At 73.3% G+C, this 19,838-nt stretch carries 20 protein-coding genes and 1 pseudogene; 13 read left to right on the forward strand and 8 right to left on the reverse strand.

The features are described 5' to 3' along the window. Nucleotides 1-64: 64 nt before the first annotated feature. The 3 genes from BZY54_RS43030 to BZY54_RS43040 all read left to right on the forward strand — a co-directional run bounded on the left by BZY54_RS43030 (nt 65) and on the right by BZY54_RS43040 (nt 3,806). Nucleotides 65-640 (forward strand): (2Fe-2S)-binding protein, encoded by a 576-nt coding sequence (locus tag BZY54_RS43030; protein ID WP_086730802.1) that lies wholly within the window; start codon nt 65-67, stop codon nt 638-640. Continuing rightward, the gene (locus tag BZY54_RS43035) at nt 637-1,629 is read left to right on the forward strand and encodes an FAD binding domain-containing protein (protein WP_086730803.1); all 993 of its coding nucleotides are present in this window, start codon (nt 637-639) and stop codon (nt 1,627-1,629) included. Before BZY54_RS43030 ends, BZY54_RS43035 begins: the two co-directional genes overlap by 4 nt. A 77-nt stretch (nt 1,630-1,706) precedes the next feature. Then, the gene (locus tag BZY54_RS43040; RefSeq protein ID WP_086730804.1) at nt 1,707-3,806 is read left to right on the forward strand and encodes a xanthine dehydrogenase family protein molybdopterin-binding subunit; all 2,100 of its coding nucleotides are present in this window, start codon (nt 1,707-1,709) and stop codon (nt 3,804-3,806) included. A gap of 64 nt (nt 3,807-3,870) precedes the next feature. On the opposite strand, the gene BZY54_RS43045 is transcribed toward BZY54_RS43040, so the two are convergent. Next, on the reverse strand, nt 3,871-4,959 hold the full coding sequence (locus BZY54_RS43045; RefSeq protein WP_143668262.1) for a hypothetical protein: 1,089 nt from the start codon (nt 4,957-4,959) through the stop codon (nt 3,871-3,873). 155 nt (nt 4,960-5,114) lie between these two features. Between BZY54_RS43045 and BZY54_RS43050 the strand changes: the two genes are divergently transcribed. The 3 genes from BZY54_RS43050 to tgmB all read left to right on the forward strand — a co-directional run bounded on the left by BZY54_RS43050 (nt 5,115) and on the right by tgmB (nt 6,768). Then, entirely contained in the window at nt 5,115-5,456 is a 342-nt protein-coding gene (locus BZY54_RS43050; RefSeq protein WP_167414170.1) for a DUF1232 domain-containing protein, read from the forward strand. 121 nt (nt 5,457-5,577) lie between these two features. After that, a complete protein-coding gene (tgmA, locus tag BZY54_RS43055) occupies nt 5,578-5,769 on the forward strand; it encodes a putative ATP-grasp-modified RiPP (protein ID WP_086730807.1) in 192 nt (63 codons plus the stop codon). A 15-nt stretch (nt 5,770-5,784) separates the two neighbouring features. Next, nucleotides 5,785-6,768 (forward strand): ATP-grasp ribosomal peptide maturase, encoded by a 984-nt coding sequence (gene tgmB, locus BZY54_RS43060; RefSeq protein WP_086730808.1) that lies wholly within the window; start codon nt 5,785-5,787, stop codon nt 6,766-6,768. A gap of 72 nt (nt 6,769-6,840) precedes the next feature. Here tgmB and BZY54_RS43065 read toward each other — a convergent pair whose 3' ends face one another. The 4 genes from BZY54_RS43065 to BZY54_RS43080 all read right to left on the reverse strand — a co-directional run bounded on the left by BZY54_RS43065 (nt 6,841) and on the right by BZY54_RS43080 (nt 9,223). Continuing rightward, the gene (locus BZY54_RS43065; protein WP_086730809.1) at nt 6,841-7,098 is read right to left on the reverse strand and encodes a DUF5133 domain-containing protein; all 258 of its coding nucleotides are present in this window, start codon (nt 7,096-7,098) and stop codon (nt 6,841-6,843) included. Between the two features lie 145 nt (nt 7,099-7,243). Beyond that, nucleotides 7,244-7,489, reverse strand: a complete 246-nt coding sequence (locus BZY54_RS43070) for a WhiB family transcriptional regulator (RefSeq protein WP_086730810.1) — start codon at nt 7,487-7,489, stop codon at nt 7,244-7,246. A 564-nt stretch (nt 7,490-8,053) separates the two neighbouring features. Beyond that, nucleotides 8,054-8,599 carry a hypothetical protein gene (locus BZY54_RS43075; protein ID WP_086730811.1) on the reverse strand — a complete coding sequence of 182 codons (546 nt, stop codon included), beginning with the start codon at nt 8,597-8,599 and terminating at the stop codon, nt 8,054-8,056. 42 nt (nt 8,600-8,641) lie between these two features. Beyond that, entirely contained in the window at nt 8,642-9,223 is a 582-nt protein-coding gene (locus BZY54_RS43080; RefSeq protein ID WP_425276381.1) for an ATP-binding protein, read from the reverse strand. 209 nt (nt 9,224-9,432) lie between these two features. Here BZY54_RS43080 and BZY54_RS43085 point away from each other — a divergent pair, with 209 nt between their 5' ends. Beyond that, nucleotides 9,433-9,663, forward strand: coding sequence for a DUF397 domain-containing protein (locus tag BZY54_RS43085; RefSeq protein ID WP_086730812.1), 231 nt, complete (start codon nt 9,433-9,435; stop codon nt 9,661-9,663). Nucleotides 9,664-9,782: 119 nt separating this feature from the next. Then, on the forward strand, nt 9,783-10,703 hold the full coding sequence (locus tag BZY54_RS43090; protein WP_086730813.1) for a helix-turn-helix domain-containing protein: 921 nt from the start codon (nt 9,783-9,785) through the stop codon (nt 10,701-10,703). Nucleotides 10,704-10,810: 107 nt separating this feature from the next. On the opposite strand, the gene BZY54_RS43095 is transcribed toward BZY54_RS43090, so the two are convergent. Beyond that, nucleotides 10,811-11,629: an SAM-dependent methyltransferase gene (locus tag BZY54_RS43095; RefSeq protein WP_086730814.1), complete on the reverse strand. Its 819-nt coding sequence runs from the start codon at nt 11,627-11,629 to the stop codon at nt 10,811-10,813. A gap of 299 nt (nt 11,630-11,928) precedes the next feature. Here BZY54_RS43095 and BZY54_RS43100 point away from each other — a divergent pair, with 299 nt between their 5' ends. Genes BZY54_RS43100 through BZY54_RS43110 form a run of 3 tightly spaced genes read left to right on the forward strand, consistent with a single transcriptional unit; the run spans nt 11,929 to nt 14,765 of the window. Continuing rightward, on the forward strand, nt 11,929-12,816 hold the full coding sequence (locus BZY54_RS43100; protein ID WP_086730815.1) for a Gfo/Idh/MocA family protein: 888 nt from the start codon (nt 11,929-11,931) through the stop codon (nt 12,814-12,816). A 47-nt stretch (nt 12,817-12,863) separates the two neighbouring features. Then, entirely contained in the window at nt 12,864-13,637 is a 774-nt protein-coding gene (locus BZY54_RS43105) for a beta-1,3-glucanase family protein (protein ID WP_425276382.1), read from the forward strand. Between the two features lie 15 nt (nt 13,638-13,652). Further along, complete coding sequence (locus tag BZY54_RS43110; protein WP_086730820.1) at nt 13,653-14,765, forward strand: PP2C family protein-serine/threonine phosphatase; 1,113 nt, start codon at nt 13,653-13,655, stop codon at nt 14,763-14,765. A gap of 20 nt (nt 14,766-14,785) precedes the next feature. Here BZY54_RS43110 and BZY54_RS43115 read toward each other — a convergent pair whose 3' ends face one another. Together BZY54_RS43115 and BZY54_RS43120 are read right to left on the reverse strand one after the other, a co-directional pair. Further along, nucleotides 14,786-16,144 (reverse strand): MFS transporter, encoded by a 1,359-nt coding sequence (locus BZY54_RS43115; RefSeq protein ID WP_086730816.1) that lies wholly within the window; start codon nt 16,142-16,144, stop codon nt 14,786-14,788. A gap of 650 nt (nt 16,145-16,794) precedes the next feature. Beyond that, on the reverse strand, nt 16,795-18,297 hold the full coding sequence (locus BZY54_RS43120; protein WP_086730817.1) for a PucR family transcriptional regulator: 1,503 nt from the start codon (nt 18,295-18,297) through the stop codon (nt 16,795-16,797). Between the two features lie 498 nt (nt 18,298-18,795). Between BZY54_RS43120 and BZY54_RS43125 the strand changes: the two genes are divergently transcribed. Both BZY54_RS43125 and BZY54_RS43130 read left to right on the forward strand, forming a co-directional pair. After that, a complete protein-coding gene (locus tag BZY54_RS43125; protein WP_167414171.1) occupies nt 18,796-19,416 on the forward strand; it encodes an L-threonylcarbamoyladenylate synthase in 621 nt (206 codons plus the stop codon). A gap of 193 nt (nt 19,417-19,609) precedes the next feature. Next, a pseudogene (locus BZY54_RS43130) lies at nt 19,610-19,838 on the forward strand (metallophosphoesterase); the annotation flags it as partial.

Consider the following 19,838-nt stretch of genomic DNA (forward strand, 5'->3'; position numbering starts at 1 on the left):
GACAGTGCTGCTCGGGCCCTGACGACAGGGCCCGAGCAGCACTGTCCGGAAGGTCATCCACGTCATGGGCACAGACACCGACGACGGCACGGCGGGCGGCGCGGGTACGGCGCCGCGGGCCGGGCACCGTTCCGAAACGACGCTCCGGGTCAACGGCAAGCCCCACACCCTCGATCTGGACCACCGGCGCGTCCTGCTGGACGTGCTGCGGGAGGATCTCGACCTCACCGGGGCGAAGAAAGGCTGCGACCACGGCCAGTGCGGAGCCTGCACGGTCCTTGTCGACGGGCGGCGGATGAACAGCTGTCTGCTCCTCGCCGTCGCCCTGGACGGCTGCGAGGTGACGACCGTCGAAGGACTGGCGGGCGACGGCGAGGAGCCGCACCCGTTGCAGCGGGCGTTCCTCGACCGCGACGCCTTCCAGTGCGGGTACTGCACGCCGGGGCAGATCTGCTCCGCCGTCGGTGTCCTGGCCGAGGCGGCGGCCGGACATCCCTCCCATGTGACCGACCCCGCCGCGCCCTCCGGCCGCCCGGTTCCGCTGGATGCGGACGAGATCCGCGAACGGCTCAGCGGCAACCTGTGCCGCTGCGGCGCCTATCCGCGCATCGTCGAGGCCGTGGAGGACGTGATCCGGTGAAGCCCTTCGGATACGTACGAGCGGGAAGCGTCGAGGAGGCGGCCGAGGCCTTCGCCGCGCACCGGGGCGCGCGCTACCTCGCCGGCGGAACCAACCTCGTGGACCTGATGAAGCTGGGCGTGGAGCGACCGGCCGTCCTGGTGGACGTCACGCGGCTGCCCCTGGACGGGGTGGAGGAGCTGCCGGACGGCTCGCTGCGCGTGGGCGCCACGGTCCGCAACAGCGACCTCGCGGCGCATCCCGTGGTCCGTGACCGCTATCCCGCGCTGTCGCAGGCGCTGCTCGCAGGTGCCTCCGGCCAGCTGCGCAACGCGGCCACCACGGGCGGCAACCTGCTGCAGCGCACCCGCTGCCCCTACTTCCAGGACCTGTCCAAGCCGTGCAACAAACGAGAGCCCGGCAGCGGCTGCGGCGCCAGGGAGGGAGTGCACCGCGACCATGCGGTGCTGGGGTACTCCGAGCAGTGCATCGCCACCAACCCCTCGGACATGGCGGTGGCACTGGCCGCGCTCGACGCACGCGTGGAGCTGTACGGCGAAGGGGGTGCCCGGAGTGTGCCGGCCGCCGAGTTCCACCGGCTACCCGGGGACCATCCGGAGCGGGACACCGAGATCCGTCCCGGCGAGCTGATCACCGGCGTCGTGCTCCCGGCCGCCACTGCCGGGCTGCCCTCGGCCTACCGCAAGGCCCGCGACCGGGCCTCGTTCGCGTTCGCCCTCGCGTCCGTCGCCGTGGCGCTGCGGGTGGCGGACGGCACCGTGGCCCAGGCGGGGATCGCCTTCGGCGCGCTGGCCCACCGGCCCTGGCGGGCGGTGCGGGCCGAGCGGGCCCTGCTGGGCGGACCGGCCACTCCGGACGCGTTCGCCCGTGCCGTCGACCTGGAGCTCGCCGAGGCCAGGCCGCTGCGGGACAACGCCTACAAGGTGCCCCTCGCCCGTAACCTCGCCGTCGACGTCCTGACCCGGCTCGCGGCGCCCGCCCGCACCTGACAGGCCCGCGCCCGAAGCCGGAGCACCTGAGCATCTCGACCGCCAGGGCCCCGACCGTCATGTCACAGGAGGACTCCATGGCCACCACCGGCACCGCGCTGGGCGCTCCCGCCGAGCGCCGCGAAGGGCGCCTGAAGGTCACCGGCGGCGCCCGCTATGCCGCCGAGCACTCCCTGCCGGGCCGTGCCCACGCCTGGCCGGTGCCGGCGGCGGTCGTCCGGGGCCGGGTGACCGCCGTGGACACCTCGGCCGCGAAGAGCACGCCGGGCGTCCTGGCCGTGCTCACCCACGAGAACGCCCCCCGGCTCGCCGAGCCGGAGGATCCCACGCTGGCCGTCCTGCAGAACCCGGACGTACCGCATCGCGGCTGGTTCGTCGCGCTGGTGGTCGCCGAGTCCCTGGAGGCGGCCCGCGCCGCCGCGGCGGCGGTCCGGGTCGAGTACGCCGCGCAGGACCACGACGTCACCCTGACGGCGGACCACGCGCAAGCCTACGAACCGGAGACCGTCAACGGCGGCTACCCGGCCCGCCGCGAGCACGGCCACCCCGAGAGCGCCTTCGGCTCCGCCGCGGTCCGCGTCGACGTCGCCTACCGCGTGCCGCCGCTGCACAACCACCCGATGGAACCGCACACCAGCACGGCGCACTGGGGCCGGGACCACCTGACCGTGTACACCTCCAGCCAGGGCGGTACCGCCGTACGCGGAACGCTGGCCGAGATGTTCGGGCTGCCGGAGGAGCGGATCACCGTCGTCGCCGAACACGTCGGAGGGGGTTTCGGCTCCAAGGGCACCCCGCGCCCGGACGTGGTGCTCGCCGTGATGGCGTCACGCGAGACGGGCCGGCCCGTCACCGTGGCCCTGCCCCGTCGCCTCCTGCCCGCCGTCGTCGGTCACCGCGCGCCCACCCTGCACCGGATCCGGCTCGGCGCCGACCCCGAGGGCCGGCTGATCTCCCTGAGCCACGAGGTGACCACGCACACCTCGCGGGTCAAGGAGTTCGTGGAGCAGGCCGCGGTCCCGGCCCGCATCATGTACGCCGCACCGCACAGCCTCACCACGCACCAGGTGGTGGCTCTCGACGTGCCCACTCCCTCCTGGATGCGCGCCCCCGGCGAGGCGCCCGGCATGTACGCGCTGGAGTCCGCCATGGACGAACTCGCCGGCGCGCTCGGCATGGACCCCGTGGAGCTGCGGGTGCGCAACGAGCCGGAGCGGGAGCCGGACACCGGCAAGCCGTTCAGCAGCAGGCATCTGGTGGACTGTCTGCGCGAGGGCGCGCGCCGGTTCGACTGGTCGCGGCGCGATCCCCGGCCCCGGTCCCGTGCGGAGGGGTCCCTGCTGGTCGGGACAGGCGTGGCAGCGGCCACCTACCCGGTGCTGGTGTGGCCGTCCACCGCGCAGGCGCGGGCGCTGCCGGACGGCACGTTCGTGGTGCGGCTGAACGCCACCGACATCGGCACCGGGGCCCGCACGGTGCTGGCCCAGATCGCGGCGGACGCGCTGGGTGTGCCGCTGGACCGGGTGCGCACCGAGGTGGGCGACAGCGATCTGCCGTCGGCGCCGCTGGCCGGTGGCTCGTCCGGGACCGCCTCGTGGGGCTGGGCCGTGCACGAGGCGTGCGCGCGGCTGGCGGCGCGGCTCGCCGACCACGCCGGACCGCCGCCCGGGAAGGGGCTCAGCGCCCGAGCGGACACCGCCGGTCAGGCCGACGCGGAGAGCTCCTACTCGCGCCACGCGTTCGGGGCGCACTTCGCCGAGGTCTGTGTCGACACCGTCACCGGCGAGGTCCGGGTCCGCCGGCTGCTCGGGGTCTTCGCCGCGGGCCGGATCCTCAACGCCCGTACCGCGCGCTCCCAGTTCGTGGGCGGCATGACCATGGGGCTGGGCATGGCGCTGACCGAGGGCAGCACGCTTGATCCCGTGTTCGGCGACTTCGTGGAGTCGGACCTGGCCTTGTACCACGTGCCCGCGCACGCCGACGTGCGGCGCATCGAGGCGCACTGGATCGACGAGGCCGACGCCCATCTCAACCCGATGGGCAGCAAGGGGATCGGCGAGATCGGCATCGTGGGCACCGCGGCGGCGATCGGCAACGCCGTCCATCACGCCATCGGGGTCCGGCTGCGCGAACTGCCGCTGACGCCGGACAAGGTGCTCAGCGCACTGGCCGGCTGACGGTTCGTCCGCCGGCCGGCCAGTCCCGGTCCTGCCTGTTCGGTGATCGGTGCGCGGCCGCCGGTCAGTCCGTGGGCCTCGGGGTCGGATGCCTCTCGGCCACCTGCACCATCAGCAGCAGGGAGAGGGCGGCCAGCGAGGCCAGGGACGCGCACGCCGCGGTGAGTCCGGCGCTCGTCGGCGGAGCCACCGTGATCGCCAGCGCCCGGGACAACTCCGTCGAGGCGAACCGGCCTTCGACGTACCCGAGGCCGGCCAGCACTCCCGGCACGACCGCGCCCGCGACCAGCACCGCCACCCCGGCGCGCAGGGCCAGCACGAGGGCCAGCGCCCCGCACAACCCGGATGCCGCGAGGGTGACGCCGTAGGCGAGGACGGGCGCGCCCTCCCGGCGCAGCGGGAAGTGGGCGGCGCCGCACACCACGAGCGCCGCCGCGGCGAGCCAGCTGGGCCAGAACACGAGCCGGCCCTTCCATCCGCCCTGCCGGGCCGGCTCGGTGGCCGCCTCCTCGGCCTCGGACGCAGCCGGGGCGGCGGAGCCGTCGCCGATTCCGGTCGTCCCGGCCATCGGCTCCTCGCCCGGGAGCACCGGCCCGCGGCCGGCATCGTGCGGTTTCGCGGGGTCCCGGTCGCGGGCGAGCCGGCCGATCAGTTCCACGAGTTCCTCGACGGTGCGGGCGTCGGCCGCCGCCCGGGCCGCTTCCCGGCCGCAGTGCGGCAGCTGGGGTTCCCGGTGCAGCAACGTCACCAGCCGGGTGACGTCCTCGACACAGCGGTGCTCGACCGCGGCGCGGATCGTGTCGTCGGCGCTGTCGGCCGGATGCGGCGGCCGGGTCAGCTCCGCCACCAGCCGGGCCACGTCCTCCACGGGGCGGTCCACCGCGACGGCGCGCAGCACCGGGCCGACGGCGTCCGCGTGCTCCGGCGACTCCCTCAGAAGGGTGACGAGCCGGACGACCTCCTCGAGGGACCGGTCTCCGACGGCGGCCCGCACCAGGTCGCATGCCGCATCGCCGTTCGCACGCTCGACCTCGCCACCGCCCACCAGCCCGCCGGGCGGCCCGGCCCAGTGGACCTCCTCGGTGAAGGCGATGACGGACTGGTCGGGCTGGGGTGGTGAAGAGCGGGTGGTCATCTGGGCTCCAGTGGTCATCTGGGCTCCATGGGAGGGGTGCGGCCGCTCCTCGCCCCCGAAGTGCGGCACGCGACTTACCCTGACCATTACCAGGTCGCCCGGAAGGCCTCGCCACTCGGATGAGGCACAGGGGTGAGAGCGGGTACCTGCCACCGAGACGAGAGGAGAGGTCCGTGGACTTCACCGGGAAGGTGCTGCTCGTCGCCGCGGTCCTCGCCGCCGTGGTGCTCGTTCTGGCCGTGGGCCTGCTCGTCCGGCTGGTCCGCGCCCGGCGGGACCTGCGCCGTGCCGGGCTGCCGACGGGGCCGCGCTGGGTCTTCTGGGGTGCCGTGCTCTACCTGGTGCTGCCGGTCGACCTGTTGCCCGATCCGGTGTACCTCGACGACATCGGTGTCCTGCTCCTCGCACTGCGCACGCTGCACGCCGCCGCCGGCGATGCGATGCCCCGGCCCGGGCGCCGGCCGGGGCGTTTCGGACCTCGAAGGCTCCCCGGCGCCCATGACTACGCTCCGTAAGGAAACCATTCACCCGTTCGATTCGTATAAGTCTCGGGAACCCGAAACGAAGTCAGCGGGCCAAGCGACACCGCAAGGATGACCACCGCTTGATCGCGGCTGCACCGACAGGGGAGAGACGATGCAACCGTTCGCGCTCAACTACGCACGTCCGGCCGTGGAACGCGAGGCCGCCACGCCGTACGTCTACGACTCCGGACTGCAGCTGAACGTGCTCCTCGACGGCCGGATCGCCGCCTCCGACCACGCGCTGCTGCGGGAACTGGGCACCACCACTTCCACGGCGGGCTCCAAGACTCACTTCGACGACTGAACACGGCCACCGACGATGACCGTACTCATCCTCACCGGCGAGGAGGACGTGACGGCGGACATGGTGGTGGTGCACCTCAACGCGTCCGCGGTCCCGGTCGTCCGGCTGGATCCGGCCGATCTGACCGCGGGCGTCGCCCTCTCGGGCGAGTACGTGCACGGTTCCTTCGAGGGCCATCTGTCCGCCGGAGGCCGCCTGGTGAGTGTGAGCGGCCTGCGGTCCGTCTGGGTGCGCCGGCCGGGACTCCCGGCGGCCCGGGCGGCCCAGCCCTCGGCCTGGCTCACCGAGGAGGCGTCACAGGCCCTCTACGGCATGCTGCGCGGCTGCGGTGCGCGCTGGATGAACCATCCCGACGCGGCGCGGCGCGCCCGGCACAAACCCTGGCAGCTGCGGCTCGCGCAGCGCTGCGGCCTGCCGGTGCCGGCCACCCTCATCACGACCTTTCCGCAGGCCGCCCGGGAGTTCGCCGAGCGGTTCCCGGACCTGGTGGTCAAGCCGGTGTCCGGGGCGCATCCGCAGGAACCGCCGAGGGCGGTGCCGACCAGCCGCGTCGCCCCCGACACGGATTTCGCGGCGGTGGCCTACGGCCCCACCCTGCTGCAACGGCGGATCGCCAAGCGGGCCGACGTCCGGCTGACCGCGGTCGGCGAGACGCTGCTGGCCGCCCGGAAGGCGACCCCGGCGGACGCGGATCCGGACGAGGTGGACGTCCGCTTCGCGTCGTCCGAGGCACCCTGGTTGCCGGCGGAGGTGCCGCCGCGCGTGGCGCGGGCCGTACGCGGTTATCTCAGGGACGCCGAACTGACTTACGGAGCCTTCGACTTCGCGGAGGACGTCGACGGGACCTGGTGGTTCCTGGAGTGTAACCAGTCGGGGCAGTTCGGGTTCGTCGAGGTGGAGACCGGCCTGCCGATCGCCCGTACGATCGCCGGGTGGCTGGCCCGCCCCGACCCGGAGGAGCCCGGGCAGGTCGACGACAGGCGCACCGTCGCCCCTTGACCGGCGACGGTGCGCCGCCTCGGCACGCAGTGCCACGGAATGTCGTGGACCCTTCCGGCGTCCGTCCCGACTTCAGACGGCCAGCGACAGTCCGTTGTCCTCTTCGGGATCCGTTGTGGCCTCCGTCGTCCGGCCGGCCGCAAGCAGCAGCGCGTCCGCCCGGGCGATCGCGTCGTCGACGCTGGTGGTGCCCATCATGACGCACAACGTGTAACTGACGTCCTCCAGCTCCCGAGCCGTCTCGGCCCGTTCCCTCTCCGCCTGAGCGATCTTCAGCGATGCGTACCGAGTCAGCAACGTCCTGACGACCTTCGGGTCCGGCACCAGCACGGAGCGCCCCTCTCTCGAATTTTTCCTGCGTATGCCCCAGGCACGCCGTGCCATGCATGCCGACCGCCTCGCGGCACATGATTGTCCAGAATCAGTCGATTTCCGGTGGATCAACCGTGGATCGACGTCAGGAGCCTGTCGGCCGTCATCGGCGACGGTCCTCGGATCTGCTGCGCGCCGCTACGCGGCGCTCCCCCGCGGTCATGCCGCCCCAGACGCCGTCGTACTCGCTGTTGCGCAGGGCGAAGGCCCGGCACTCGCGCAGCACGGGGCACCGCCGGCACACCGCGCGGGCCTGTTCTATCTGCCGCAGCGACAGCACGCCTTCCCCGAGCGGGAAGAACAGTTCGGGATCCTCGAAGCGGCACGCCCCGCGCTCGCGCCAGTTCATGGCCGGATCCCCGCGGCACCGGACGCGGTGCCGTACCTGCGGAGCACCGCGCGACGGACTGGCGCGCCATGCTCGATTTCCTGGGTGACGCTCACCGGACCCTCCGCTGAACACTCGGCCCCACATGCCCGGGCAGCTCCCGTCTGCGGCGCCAGGGCGCCGCACGACCCGGCAGAGGTATCCGCAATATAGGTGCTTTGGGGGTCTTCGGCCAAGATTGGGTCAACAGCACGCACCTTGCGCACAGGAGAACACGCCGTCATGAGCGGTCCCGGGCGCACGGCTTACGGCAGCGACGGCGGCCCGGCGGGGAATTCTCCATGCCGGTGGCGGGGCTCCGAGCTGCAACGGGGCAAGCCGTCCGGGTCCCTCTGCGGCGGTCGGACTCAGGCGCCCGGCCCCAGTGCAAGGGGCACGCGGCCCGACGGCCGTGATAGGGGGAGGTGGCCCGTGGTCCGGGAAAGGGGCACGCGGCCCGACGGCCGTGAAAGGGGCACGCGGCCCGTCCGTTGTGCCGGTGCCGCCGGCGCGAGGCCGGGCGGGCGGCGAGGCTTCGTCGCCGGGTCAGCCACCGAGGGCGGCGGCGAGCTCGCTGGTGGCCCGGTTGAGGTCCCCGTCCCCTTCCGCCAGCAGCGTCCGCAGGGCACCGCGCCGCGCCCGGACGGCCTGCCGTGCCCTGCGCTCCCAGACCACCGGGTTCTCACGGTGGTTGAGGAGCTTGGGGTAGACGGCGGCCACGGACTCCCACTGCCGGGCGTCGGCGATGTTCTTGAGCAGCCGGATGATCTGGGCCCGGCAGGTCACGTGCGGCAGCTGTGCGAGCTCCCACAGGAACGGGACAGTGACGGCGGTCGCCTGTTCCACCACGAAGCCGTACTGGCAGATGCGGGTGCGCAGGTCGTCCAGTGCGGCCCGGGCGGCGTCGGCGTCTCCGCGGGCCACCCTGCGCAGCAGGTGTGGGATGTCGGTCGCGGAACCGGTGGAGTCCCTGATGTCGCTCCAGGGCACCTGTCCCAGTGCCGACAGGGGCGTGGTGGCGGCCACGTCGGTCGGGGTCGTCGCGCGGTCGGTGCGCTGTGTGCTCGGCTGCTCCGTCGGTGCGGTGCGCATGGCGTCGGGCCTTTCCGCGGCGGTCGTATGGGGGGAGGTCGTTCAGCGGGGCGGACTGGTCGGCAGCTTCGCCCAGACCGTCTTGCCCGCCGGAGGTCTCGGGGTCCAACCCCACTCCTCCGCCAGGGCGTCGACGATGCCCAGGCCCCGGCCGTGCTCCGCGAGGCCGGGACCGGCCTGGCGGGCGGGCACGGGTCGGCTGCCACAGGGATCGGAGACGGTGAGCACCAGATGAGCGCCGTCGACGGCGAGTCCGAGCCACACGTCCGTGCGGCCCTGAGGGGCGAACGGCACCGCGTGCGTGGCGGCGTTGGCCGCGAGCTCGGTGACGATGACGACGGCGTCGTCGCCGCAGTGGTCGAGCGACCAGCCGCACAGCGTCCGGCGCGTGAACGCGCGGGCCCGGGCGAAGCCCTCCCGGCCGCACTCGATCCGCAGTGCCGCGGCCGCGAGCGCGCCGGTGGCCACGTCCGACTCCGGACAGGGCACGGCACTCGACGGGGTCGTGGGCACTTCTCGCGCCGGCCCGTCGCCCGAGACCGGCACGACGGACTCGGCCGCCCAGGGCGCGACCACGGTGGGCGCGCTCGGCGCTCCGAGCTCCGGACTCGCAGGTGAGGGCACGGCATCTCCCTGATGCGACATCACCGAACGGCGTCGACAAAGGGGTTGACGCCACGGCTATTATCCACGCTGTCAGCGTCCGCGTGCAATTGCACGCGAAATTTCTCGTGAAAGTGCTCGACATCGGGAAGGGTTCGGTGGGACGCGGCCGACCCCGGCATGCGAGCCGGGCACTCTCACGGCGGAACGTGAACAGCAAGGAGAATGCGGTGCCACCAGTGCGGAACGGAGTGCGGGCGAGCTCGTTGGACGCCCGCTGGATCAAGAGCAGGCACAGCAACGCCGAGGGCAACTGCGTGGAGGTCGCCGCCCTCTTCGGCGGGGACATCGCCGTGCGCAACTCCCGCGACCCCGACGGCCCCGCCCTGGTCTACACCCCGGCAGAGGTGGCCGCGTTCCTGGCGGGCGCGAAGGACGGCGAGTTCGACCACCTGCTGTGACCGCGCCCTTCCGCGGCGAAGCGGAAGGGACATAACGACTTGTACGGACGGATGCGCTCCGCAGCGAGGCGGTGCGATAGTGTAAACCTCAAGTCTGCCGGTCCACTGGGGGAGTCAGGATGTCACCCGAGTCGCATCGCCTCTCCCGCCTCGAACCGTATCTGGACCGGTCCGAGCCGGCCCCGACGCTGTTGAAGCTGCTGGTCGGTGTCCAGCTGGCAGGCTTCCGCGAGGACGCCGGCCTGTCCCAGGAGCAGGCGGCACGCCAACTGGGCTTCAGTGCCGCCAAGCTCTCGCGCATCGAGTCGGGCAAGGGACGTCGCCCTCCGGCGGAGGCCGACGTCCACGCCCTGCTGCGGCTCTACGACACCGACGACTACGAGTCCTCGGTCCTGCTCAAACTGCTGCGGCGCGCCGGCGAGCCCGGCTGGTGGCAGCGCTACGACAAGCGGTTGATGCCCGAGTGGTTCGACCGGCTGGTCGGGCTGCAGGAGGCGGCCGCCTCGATCCGCACCTTCGAGATGCAGTACGTCCCCGGCCTGCTGCAGACCCCGGCGTACACCCGGGCCGTGGTCGAACGCGGGCTGCCGACCGCGTCCGCGGGCGAGGTGCAGCGGCGTGTGGAACTGCGCACCCGGCGCGCGGAGTTGCTGACGCGCCAGGACGCCCCGCAACTCTGGGCGGTCGTCGACGAGTCCGTGCTGCTGCGCGTGCTGGGCAGCCGGGAGGTCATGCGGGACCAGCTCGCGCACCTCCTCGAGATGGCTCAGCGCTCGAATGTGACGCTGCAGATCGTGCCGTTGGACGTGACGAACGCGTCCGCGCCCAACATCCCGATCACCTATCTCCGCTTCGGCGGGCTCGATCTGCCCGACGTCGTCTACCTCGAGCACATCCGCAGCGCCAACTTCCTCGAGGACCGCGACGAGACGGAGGAGTACCGGATCGCCCTTGACCGGCTCGCCGACGAGGCGCTGACTCCCCTGGAGTCCCTGGCGCTGCTGCGCAAGACGATGAAGGACCGCTACGCGGCGCCCTGAGCCCGCTGACCCCACGTAACCCAAGACGCCCTCTTCGCACGTACGCCCCTCCCCGCCATCGCTGGTGGCCCGGAGGGGCGTCGCCGTTCATGCCGGGGCCGGTTCCGCTACCGGACCAGGCCCAGACCGCCGAACTCCACCCATTCATGGGTGAGCTGACGAGGCGCCACCTCGGTGTCGGGCCTCCAGGTGGACACCTCCACCAGGCCCGGTTCGAGGATCTCCAGGCCCTCGAACCACTGGTGGACGTCCTTCTCCTGGCGCACCCGGCCCCAGTGGCCCTGGGTGGCCTGCTCCATGAAGTTGGTGACGAAGTCGCGGACCTCGGCATCCTCGCTGACCAGTTGGCACATGAGCATGATGCTGCCTGGCGCGAGGCGCGAGCGAACGCGCTCGACCACCGCGAGCGGGCCGTCGGTGTCACCGTCCGGGATGCAGTGGAACACCGAGTTGAACAGCACGGCGACCGGCTGGGAGAAGTCGATCAGACGCCGGGTGTCCGGGTGCGCGAGGATCTCGTCGGTCCGGCGCATGTCGGCGTGGATGACGGTGGTGCGGTCGTCCTGCTGAAGCAGGGCGCGGCCGTGCACCAGCACCATCGGGTCGTTGTCCACGTAGACCACGTGCGTGTCGGGCGCGATGCGCTGGGCGACCTGGTGCACGTTGTCCTGCGTGGGCAGGCCGGATCCGTGGTCGAGGAACTGCCGGATGCCGTACTCCTCGGCGATCACTCTGACGGCCCGCTGGAGGAAGCGGCGGTTGTTCAGGGCGAGTCGGCGCGTGCTGGGGACGACCTTGTCGAGCTCCTCGCACGCCGCACGGTCGGCCGCGTAGTTGTCCTTGCCGCCGAGGTAGTGGTCGTACATGCGCGCGGCCGTCGGCACGTTCTCGTCGATCTTCGTGGACAGGTGGTTCTCCGTAGGCATCGATCCCCCAGATTCGCCGAATCCGCCGCGCCAACTGGGCCGGTCTGACAGAGAGTACATCCTACGGATCCCGTGTTCGGCCGAACCAGTCCACGAACGAACGACAGCACGGAACAGGCGCCCGAACTGCCCGAACATCACGAACTCTTCACCTACGCGGAGCCCCCAACAGTGCACTTTTCGAACGGACTTGCGGTGAACGGACTGTCCGGTGTCCCGGGCTGTGACACGCTCGGTCACGACCGGCCGGGACGGAACCCGGCTCGTCACCCTGTTCGGCACGGCGGAGAGGCATCGGCATGCGCATCGGACTGCTCGGCACCGGCCCCTGGGCCCGGATGGTCCACGCACCCGCCCTGAGCGGGCACGGCGGACTGGACTTCGCCGGCGTGTGGGGGCGGCGTGCGGACGCCGCCAAGGAGCTGGCCGAACGCCACGGCACTCGCGCCTACGACGACGTCGACGCGCTGCTGGCCGAGGTGGACGCCGTCGCCGTGGCACTCCCGCCGGACGTGCAGGCCGATCTGGCGGTGCGCGCCGCGCACGCCGGGTGCCATCTGCTGCTCGACAAGCCCCTGGCCGCGACGGTGTCCCAGGGCCGTGCCGTGGTCGAGGCCGTGCGGGAGGCCCAGGTGGCCTCGGTGGTCTTCTTCACCACCCGGTTCGAGACCGGGCCGGAGTCCTGGATCGAGCGGCAGGCGGAACGGGACGGCTGGTTCACGGCACGGGCGCAGTGGCTCGGTGCGGTGTTCACCGACGACAGCCCCTTCGCGGACTCACCCTGGCGGCGGGAGAAGGGTGCCCTGTGGGACGTGGGGCCGCACGCGTTGTCGGTGCTGCTCCCGGTGCTGGGCGACGTACGCCGCGTTACGGCCGCCGCACCGGGGCCCGGTGACACCGTGCACGTGGTCCTGGACCATGACGGCGGCGCCTCGAGCACCTTGACCCTGAGCCTCGCCGCTCCCCCGGCCGCGGCGGGCGCCGAGGTGGAGCTGCGGGGCACGGCCGGGGTGACCGCGCTTCCGGAGAGCTCCGAGGAGGCGGTCGCCAGCTTCACACGGGCGGCCGACGCCCTGCTCACCGCCCGGCGCACCGGGCGCCCGCACCCGTGCGACGCCGCGTTCGGCCTGCGCGTCACGGAGATCCTCGCGGAAGCCGAGTCGCTGCTGGCGCGCGACGCCGACTGAACGGGGCCGGCGCCCGGGCCCGCCCAGCCGCTCTCGGCGGCGCGGCGGTGCCCGCGCCCGCCCTCGCTGCGATCGCGTCACACGCCCTCGCGGGGACGCCCCCGCGGTCCACGGCGGCGGGAGCGCTTGCGCTGACGATGGTCAACGGCAGCGGCTCCTTCGACAACGCCTCCGTCCACGTGTACATCGTGGGCGAACAGGACGGACGGCAGGTCAGGGTCACCCCTGACGGCAGGCTCGCGCCGATCACCGTCTCGGACAACGGCGCGGACGGCTTCACCGACCACGCGATACCCCCGGCGGCCGGCAGCGATACCCGACTCTCCCTGCCGCGGATGTCCGGCCGGATCCACATGTCCCTCGGGCAGAAGCTCAAGCTGCTGCGGGCCGTCACGGACGGCAACGGCGACCCCGCGCTGCAGTACCCGGCGGGCCGGGTGGCCAACGGCGGTCCCGTCGCCGAGGTACTCGGTGCCGGTCTCAACCGTTCGGCACCGCCGGCCGCGCCCGCCCAGCCGGTGACCGACGCCTCCTCCTCCTTCTTCTTCTACCGCACCGCCGTCACCAACCGCTGCGCCGCAGCGATGCACGCGGCGACCGCGGATGGCGGACTTCGCCTCCTGCGTCCAGGACGCTGCCCCACGGGCATCCGTCTGACCCTCACCCCGTTCCAGGAGTGCGGTGAGGCCGATCCGGTGATCACGGGCCGCCCCGGTGACGGACGCGAGGGGCGAACCCCGCGGCGTGCGGGACGGGTCCGGCGGGCGGGCAGGACGCCGCGGGCAGGACGGTTCCAGCGTGCGGGACCCGGTGGGGCGTAGCAGCGTGGTGGTGTGGTGGTGAAGGTGCCTGTCCCGGCGCCGCGCCAGGATCCGCATCGGCGGGGCTGGCTGCGGGGCGCGCCGCCGCCCCGCTGGGTCCGGGCGCTGCCGCTCGTACTGGTCGCCGCCGTGTGCGTGGCGACGCTGGTGAGCCCGAATCCGCTCGACATCGGCTTCCTGCTGGGCGCGATACCGCCGCTGGCCGTGCTGTCGTACGGGCCGCTGGCGACCGCACTGCTGGGCTGCGTGGTCGTGGCCCTGCTGAGTGTGCCGGCCTTCGGGCTGAACCACCCGGGCAACACCGACCTGGAGACGATCTGCTTCGTCGCCGTCCTGAGCGTGTTCCTGTCCTTCGTCCGCAGCCGCCGGGACGCGCAGCTGGACCTGGAGCGCACGGTCGCCGAGGCCGCTCAGCGGGCCGTCGTCCCGCCGCTGCCCGAACGGATCGGTCCGGTGCGCTGCGCGGGCCTGTACCGGGCCGCGCAGCGCGGGACGCTGGTCGGCGGGGACTTCTTCGACGTGCGCCGGGGCCCCGGGGGCGTACGGGCGGTCATGGGCGATGTGCAGGGGCACGGCCTCGCGGCGGTGTCCACGGTCGCCGCGCTGCTGGGGAGCTTCCGGGAGGCGGTGCTCGACCGGGCGGATCTCACGGCGGTCGCCTCCGCCCTCGACCGCCGGCTGGTGGTGGACTCGGCGGAGGTGCGGCACGCGGAGCTGTTCGCGACCGCCGTACTGCTGGAGTTCTCCGCCGACGCCCGATACGTGCGGGTGGTGACGTGCGGCCACCCGCCCCCGGTCCTGCTGCGGGACGGGAAGGCCATGGAGGTCGGGGTCGCGCCGTGGACGCCCCTCGGCCTGGGGCTGTCCGACGGGGTGCCTCACCAGGACGGGCACATACTGCCGCTGCGGCCGGGGGACATGCTCTTCCTGGCGTCCGACGGGGTCACCGAGGCCCGCGACTCGCACGGCACCTTCTACCCGCTGCTGGATCGCCTGCCCGGCCTCGCCGACCACGACCCGGCCGTCCTCGCCGATCGTGTTCTGACCGATCTCCTGGCGCACAGCGGGGTGGTCCGCGACGACGTGACGATGCTCGTCCTGACGCCCTGCCCGCCGGACTCAGCCTGACCGGAGGTGCCGGGGTCTGCTCAGGCCACCGTGGCGCAGCCCGCGGCGCACAGCTCGCCGTGTCCGGGTCCCGAGCAGTCGGCCGCCACCGGCCGGGGCGCCGTCGTGATCCGTACGGGCGGTGCGGTGCGGCCGATCGTGACGGGCTGTGCGCCGGCCGCACGCGGCGCGGGGGCGCGTCGTGTGCGGCGGTCGCGCAGGACCGCGCCGGTGCCGATGGCGCCGGCGACGAGGACGCCGCCGATCACCAGGGCGCCCCTGGCTCCCGCGGTCTGCATCAGCAGTCCGAGCAGCGGCGGGCCGACGAGGCTCCACCCGGTGCTCGCGGTGCGCCACACGCCTAGGACCCTGCCGCGCATGTGCGGCGGCGGGTCGGTCTGCAGGACCGTCGTACCGGCGGTGTCGGAGACGGACTCCACCACGGCCATCGGGGCGACGAGCAGCAGCAGGACCCACAGGGTCGGGGACAGGCCGGCGGCGATCTGCAGCAGGGCGCCGGCCGCGGCGAGGGCTCCCACCAGGCGTACCGAGGGGCTGCGCAGGCGTCCGGCGAGCACCGCGCCGGCCACACCGCCCACGGCCAGCACGGTGGAGACCGTGCCGAACGCCCCGGCGGCGCCGCCCAGCGGGCCGGTGACCAGCACGGCCAGGGTCAGGCCGTAGTTCCGGCCGAAGACGCTGCTGAGCGCGGTGATGCCGGCCAGGGCCACGAGCCGTGGGCGGCGCAGGAAGAAGCCGAGGCCGTCGCGGGCTCCGGTGCCCTGCCGGGCCGGTGCTGCGGCCGCCGTCCGCTTCCGCTGCCGGGGCGCCGCGGCCTGCTGCTGCCCGGCGTCGGGGTGCGGGCGCAGGAAGGGGATCACCGCGGCGACGGCCAGGAAGGACAGTCCGTTCGCGGCGTACGCCGCTCCGGGCCCCCACAAACCGACCACCACGCCGGCCAGGGCGGTGCCGCCCACGCGGCCGGCCCCGCTGACCACGGAACCGAGCGCGATCGAGGAGGGCACGTCCTTGGTCGGTACCAGGTCGTTGCCGAGCAGGGCGCAGGCGGGCGCGTCGACGGTGGCGATCAGACCGGTGACGGCGGCGAGCACCATGAGGACCGGCACCGTCAGGTGGTCGGTGAGGACCAGCCCGGCGGTGAGGAAGCCGACCAGGGCGAGCAGGGCCTGACTCACCGAGGCGGTGAGCCGGCGCGGCCAGGCGTCGACGGCGGCGCCGCCGAGGAGGCCGAGGAGCAGCCCTGGCGCGGCCTGTGCGGACAGCGACAGGCCGGTTGCCGCGGCGGAGCCGGTGAGGTGGAGGACCAGCAGGTTCTGCGCGGTCAGCTGCATCCAGGTGCCGGCGTTGGACACCAGGTTGGCGGCCGACCACCAGCGCATGCTGCGGTGGCGAAGCGCCCGCCACGGGGCGCGGTCCTCGCCGGCCGCCGCCCGGCGGTCCGGGCGGCGGGGTGAGGGCAGGACCACGCGTCGCGGGGCGGCGGCGGGCAAGGGGGTGGAAGCAGAGGTGGAAAAAGCCACGAAAAGACGCTCTGTGTGAGGTGCCGGACGACGGACCGTGCTGTGCCGCCAGGGGCGGCTCGACGGTGAGACGTGGTCGGGCACAGCGGCTGCCCATCATCACAGAAGGCATGGGCCAGTCGACGATCACAGTGCTTGCCGGTGGCCGCCGTGTACCCCAACTCGGTTGTGGTGCAGGCGAATTCGTGGTGCGGTGGTGTTCCTCACAGGCCCTCTCGCGGAAAGAGACCCGGAACACACGGAGACCCGGAACACGCGTCGGATCGGCAGCCGGGGCACGGCGGTGCGCCGTGAGATCCGTCCCCGCGCCGCGTGAAGGCCGGACCGGTCCCCCGCTCCGGTCCCGCCTCCACGGTGTGTCGAACTTACGTCGCCCTCCGGAGCCGTTGACATCGCGCCAGTGCCCTTTCGGCCGCCCGGAGGGCTCACCCGTGCACAAGTGAGTCCGCTATGCCCTCATTGGTGCGCATCGACGTCCGCCTGGTCCTCATGCGGGGTCCTCGTGGTCCTCATGCGGGCCCGTCGAGGGCGGGCGGTTGCAGGTCGCCCACCGCCAGATGGGCCAGGACGACCTCGTACAGGTCGCTGCCGGTGTCGAGGAGCCGTCGTTCCAGAACGGGCTCCACGCCGCGGATGTGCTCTCGCACCGTCTGCGCGTGGACACCGAGCAGTCGTGCGGCGCGCTCGGCGTTGCCGCCGGCGGCGATCCAGGCGCGCAGGGTGGCGCGCACGTCCCGCGTGTCGGCCGCGAGCCGTCCGAGGAGCTCGTGCGCCCAGGTGCGCAACGCCGGACCGGTCAGCAGGTCGGCGAGACGTACGGCGCGGTCCTGCGGCGCGGGGTCGGCGGCCGGCTCGTCGTGCAGGCCCGCCTGGGTGTTCAGGGCCAGGTGGACGGCGGCCCGGACGGTCAGGTGGGAGAAGTCCGTGCGGAGGAGCCGCTCCAGCCGCTCCATCCGGGCGCGGACGGTGTTGCGGCTCACCCCGAGGATCCGCGCGGCGCTCACCGCCGTGAATTCCAGCCCCAGCCGGGCGGTGGCGACCAGCTCGGCGCGGGTGTGGTGGGGCAGGGCGTCCAGCGGCCGCAGCAGCCGGTCCGACCAGGCGCGCAGCGCCCCGGGGGCCATCAGGCGCTCGGGGTGGGTGCGTTCGGCGTACACGGCCGTACCGTCCGGGCGGAACCGGGCCAGGGCGAGCGCGCTCACCGCCTGCCCGTACGCCGTGGCGGTGCGGGCGAGGTTGTGCCGGGGGCTGCCGCCGAGGAAGGCGCGCGGCCGCTCCCCCACCAGCGAGCGCAGGGCCGGTCCGACGGCCTCGGTGGGGGCGACCACGATCACGTGGCCGTCCACCGCCGGGCAGCGCACGACCAGTGCGTGACCGCCGGTGGCGTCCAGGCACTCGGTTGTGAGCCGCTCGCGTTCGTCGGGGTGCGTCTCCAGGACGTAGACGTGCGCGGTGTCCGTGTCGAGGAGGCCGGGCCACAGGCCGGCGGCCACCCGGCGGGCGGAGACGGTGTCCTCGACCATCAGGAGTTGCAGGACGGCCAGCCGCAGGGCGGACGTCGCCTCCTGGAGCCGGCGTCCCGCCTCGCTCCGCTCGTGGGCGCGCAGCAGCAGCTCGACCACTCCCGCCGTGTGGGTGAGCATGTCGGCCGCCTGCCGGTCGAAGGGGGCCGAGCGGGAGACGGCCAGCACACCGGCCGGGGGCGATTGCGGGCTTCCCACCCGCACCACGCGGAGATGGCGCCCCTTGTCCTCCAGCGCCGCGGAGGCGAACCGGCCGGCGGCGACGTCGGCGACCAGTTCCTCGGCCAGGGGCACCGGCTGACCGGCGAGGAGTGCGCCGGTTCCGTCCAGGAGGCAGGTCGTGCCGTGGACGGCCTCGGCGAGCCACGTCACCACCTTGCGGACGTCCCGCCCGGCCGGCCTCAGCTGGCCGAGGAGTTCCTCGGCCCAGGTCGTACGGCGGCTCTCCGGCCCTCCTGCCATGACGGCACCGTCCTCTCGGCCGGCCATCTCGGGTCTCCCCCTCTCCTCGTACGCCGCGCTGACCTCGGCGTTCACGGTCAAGGACGTTATCAGCGGCCCTCGCCCCCGCCGGTGCCGAACACCGCCGCCCCGCCTCGTCGAGCACTGCCGCCCGCCCGGGCCGAGCGCCGCCGGGCGGGCGTCCTCGACGCGTGCCGCGCGGCGGCGGGAGGCGGGTGCAGGGGATGAACGGCGGAAGGGCACAGCGGCGGGACGGCGAGGGGAATGGGCTTCGCCGGCGCTGCACGGGGGGAGGTGAGCGGCCGGCGAAGCCATGCACTCGGGGCCGGGGGGGGCAGCCTCCGAGCGGTACACAGCTCTGGTTCCCCGCTGTCGGCCGGGTATGCCCATGAAGTTGACGACGTTTCGGCGCGCCTTGCGGACCTCGCCGGCGCGCAACGCGGTCCGAGGTTCGCGGCGCGGCGCGTAGAACGGCGGAAACCGGCCTGCACGGCACCGGACCGCTGCACGGCATAAGCTCGGCGGATGGCGAAGTACTTCGACGTGCACCCGGACAACCCCCAGCCCCGCGCCATCCGCCAGGTCGCCGACGGCGTGCGCGAAGGGGCGTTGATCGCGTATCCGACCGACTCCTGTTACGCGCTCGGCTGCCGGCTGGGCAGCCGCGACGGCATCGAGCGGATCCGCACGATCCGCCATCTGGACGACCGGCACCACTTCACGCTGGTGTGCCAGGACTTCGCCCAGCTCGGCCAGTTCGTGCGGATCGACAACGACGTGTTCCGCGCGATCAAGGCCTCCACGCCCGGCAGTTACACCTTCATCCTGCCGGCCACGCGTGAGGTGCCGCGCATGCTGCAGCACCCGAAGAAGAAGACGGTCGGGGTGCGCATCCCCGACCACGTCGTCGCCCAGGCCTTGCTCTCGGAACTCGGCGAGCCGCTGCTGTCCAGCACGCTGCTGCTGCCCGACGAGGACGAGCCGATGACGCAGGGCTGGGAGATCAAGGACCGGCTCGACCACGTGCTGGACGCGGTGGTCGACTCGGGCGACTGCGGCACCGAGCCCACCACGGTCATCGACTTCTCCGGCGGCGAGGCCGAGATCGTCCGGCACGGAGCCGGCGACACCACACGGTTCGAGTGAGGCGACGCCGGGCCGGGCCCGCAGGACGACCGGCGCGAAGTCCGGGCCGGTACGGGGTCCGAACCGGTCCGCCTCCTGAGGTGATGGCCCATCAGTGGCTGGCGCACCCGGGGCAGTTCGGCCGGCCGAGTAGAAGTCTGGATGGCGGGACCCCCCTCCTCGGCGCGGCCACGACGTTGTTACGGTGCACCGCGTGTCTGACTCCTCACGCGATACCGTCGAAGGCGCCGGCTGGAGCGCCGCCGAGCGCGGCACCTACCGGAACCTCATGCCCGGCCGGGTCGAGAAGCTGTCCTGGCTCAACCCACGGACGCTGTGGGCGGCGCGCAACGGCGTGGTCGCGTCCTGGTTCGGGGACCCCACCGGCCGTACCCGCAGCCGCTGGGTGGCGCAGCGGGCCGCCGCCGGGGCCCCGGCGGACA

This window comes from Streptomyces carpinensis (assembly GCF_002154505.1).
GTDB lineage: Bacteria > Actinomycetota > Actinomycetes > Streptomycetales > Streptomycetaceae > Streptomyces > Streptomyces carpinensis.

Bases quoted from the DNA above. Each gene is read 5' to 3' on its own strand.
- BZY54_RS43095 (WP_086730814.1), bottom strand. From the start codon at position 11,629: ATGCCTACGGAGAACCACCTGTCCACGAAGATCGACGAGAACGTGCCG.
- BZY54_RS43115 (WP_086730816.1), bottom strand. From the start codon at position 16,144: ATGCGCTGGTGGTCGGCCGCCAACCTGGTGTCCAACGCCGGCACCTGG.
- BZY54_RS43045 (WP_143668262.1), bottom strand. From the start codon at position 4,959: ATGACCACTGGAGCCCAGATGACCACCCGCTCTTCACCACCCCAGCCC.
- BZY54_RS43100 (WP_086730815.1), top strand. From the start codon at position 11,929: ATGCGCATCGGACTGCTCGGCACCGGCCCCTGGGCCCGGATGGTCCAC.
- tgmB (WP_086730808.1), top strand. From the start codon at position 5,785: ATGACCGTACTCATCCTCACCGGCGAGGAGGACGTGACGGCGGACATG.
- tgmA (WP_086730807.1), top strand. From the start codon at position 5,578: ATGCAACCGTTCGCGCTCAACTACGCACGTCCGGCCGTGGAACGCGAG.
- BZY54_RS43120 (WP_086730817.1), bottom strand. From the start codon at position 18,297: ATGGCCGGCCGAGAGGACGGTGCCGTCATGGCAGGAGGGCCGGAGAGC.
- BZY54_RS43090 (WP_086730813.1), top strand. From the start codon at position 9,783: ATGTCACCCGAGTCGCATCGCCTCTCCCGCCTCGAACCGTATCTGGAC.
- BZY54_RS43125 (WP_167414171.1), top strand. From the start codon at position 18,796: ATGGCGAAGTACTTCGACGTGCACCCGGACAACCCCCAGCCCCGCGCC.
- BZY54_RS43075 (WP_086730811.1), bottom strand. From the start codon at position 8,599: ATGCGCACCGCACCGACGGAGCAGCCGAGCACACAGCGCACCGACCGC.
- BZY54_RS43040 (WP_086730804.1), top strand. From the start codon at position 1,707: ATGGCCACCACCGGCACCGCGCTGGGCGCTCCCGCCGAGCGCCGCGAA.
- BZY54_RS43030 (WP_086730802.1), top strand. From the start codon at position 65: ATGGGCACAGACACCGACGACGGCACGGCGGGCGGCGCGGGTACGGCG.
- BZY54_RS43070 (WP_086730810.1), bottom strand. From the start codon at position 7,489: ATGAACTGGCGCGAGCGCGGGGCGTGCCGCTTCGAGGATCCCGAACTG.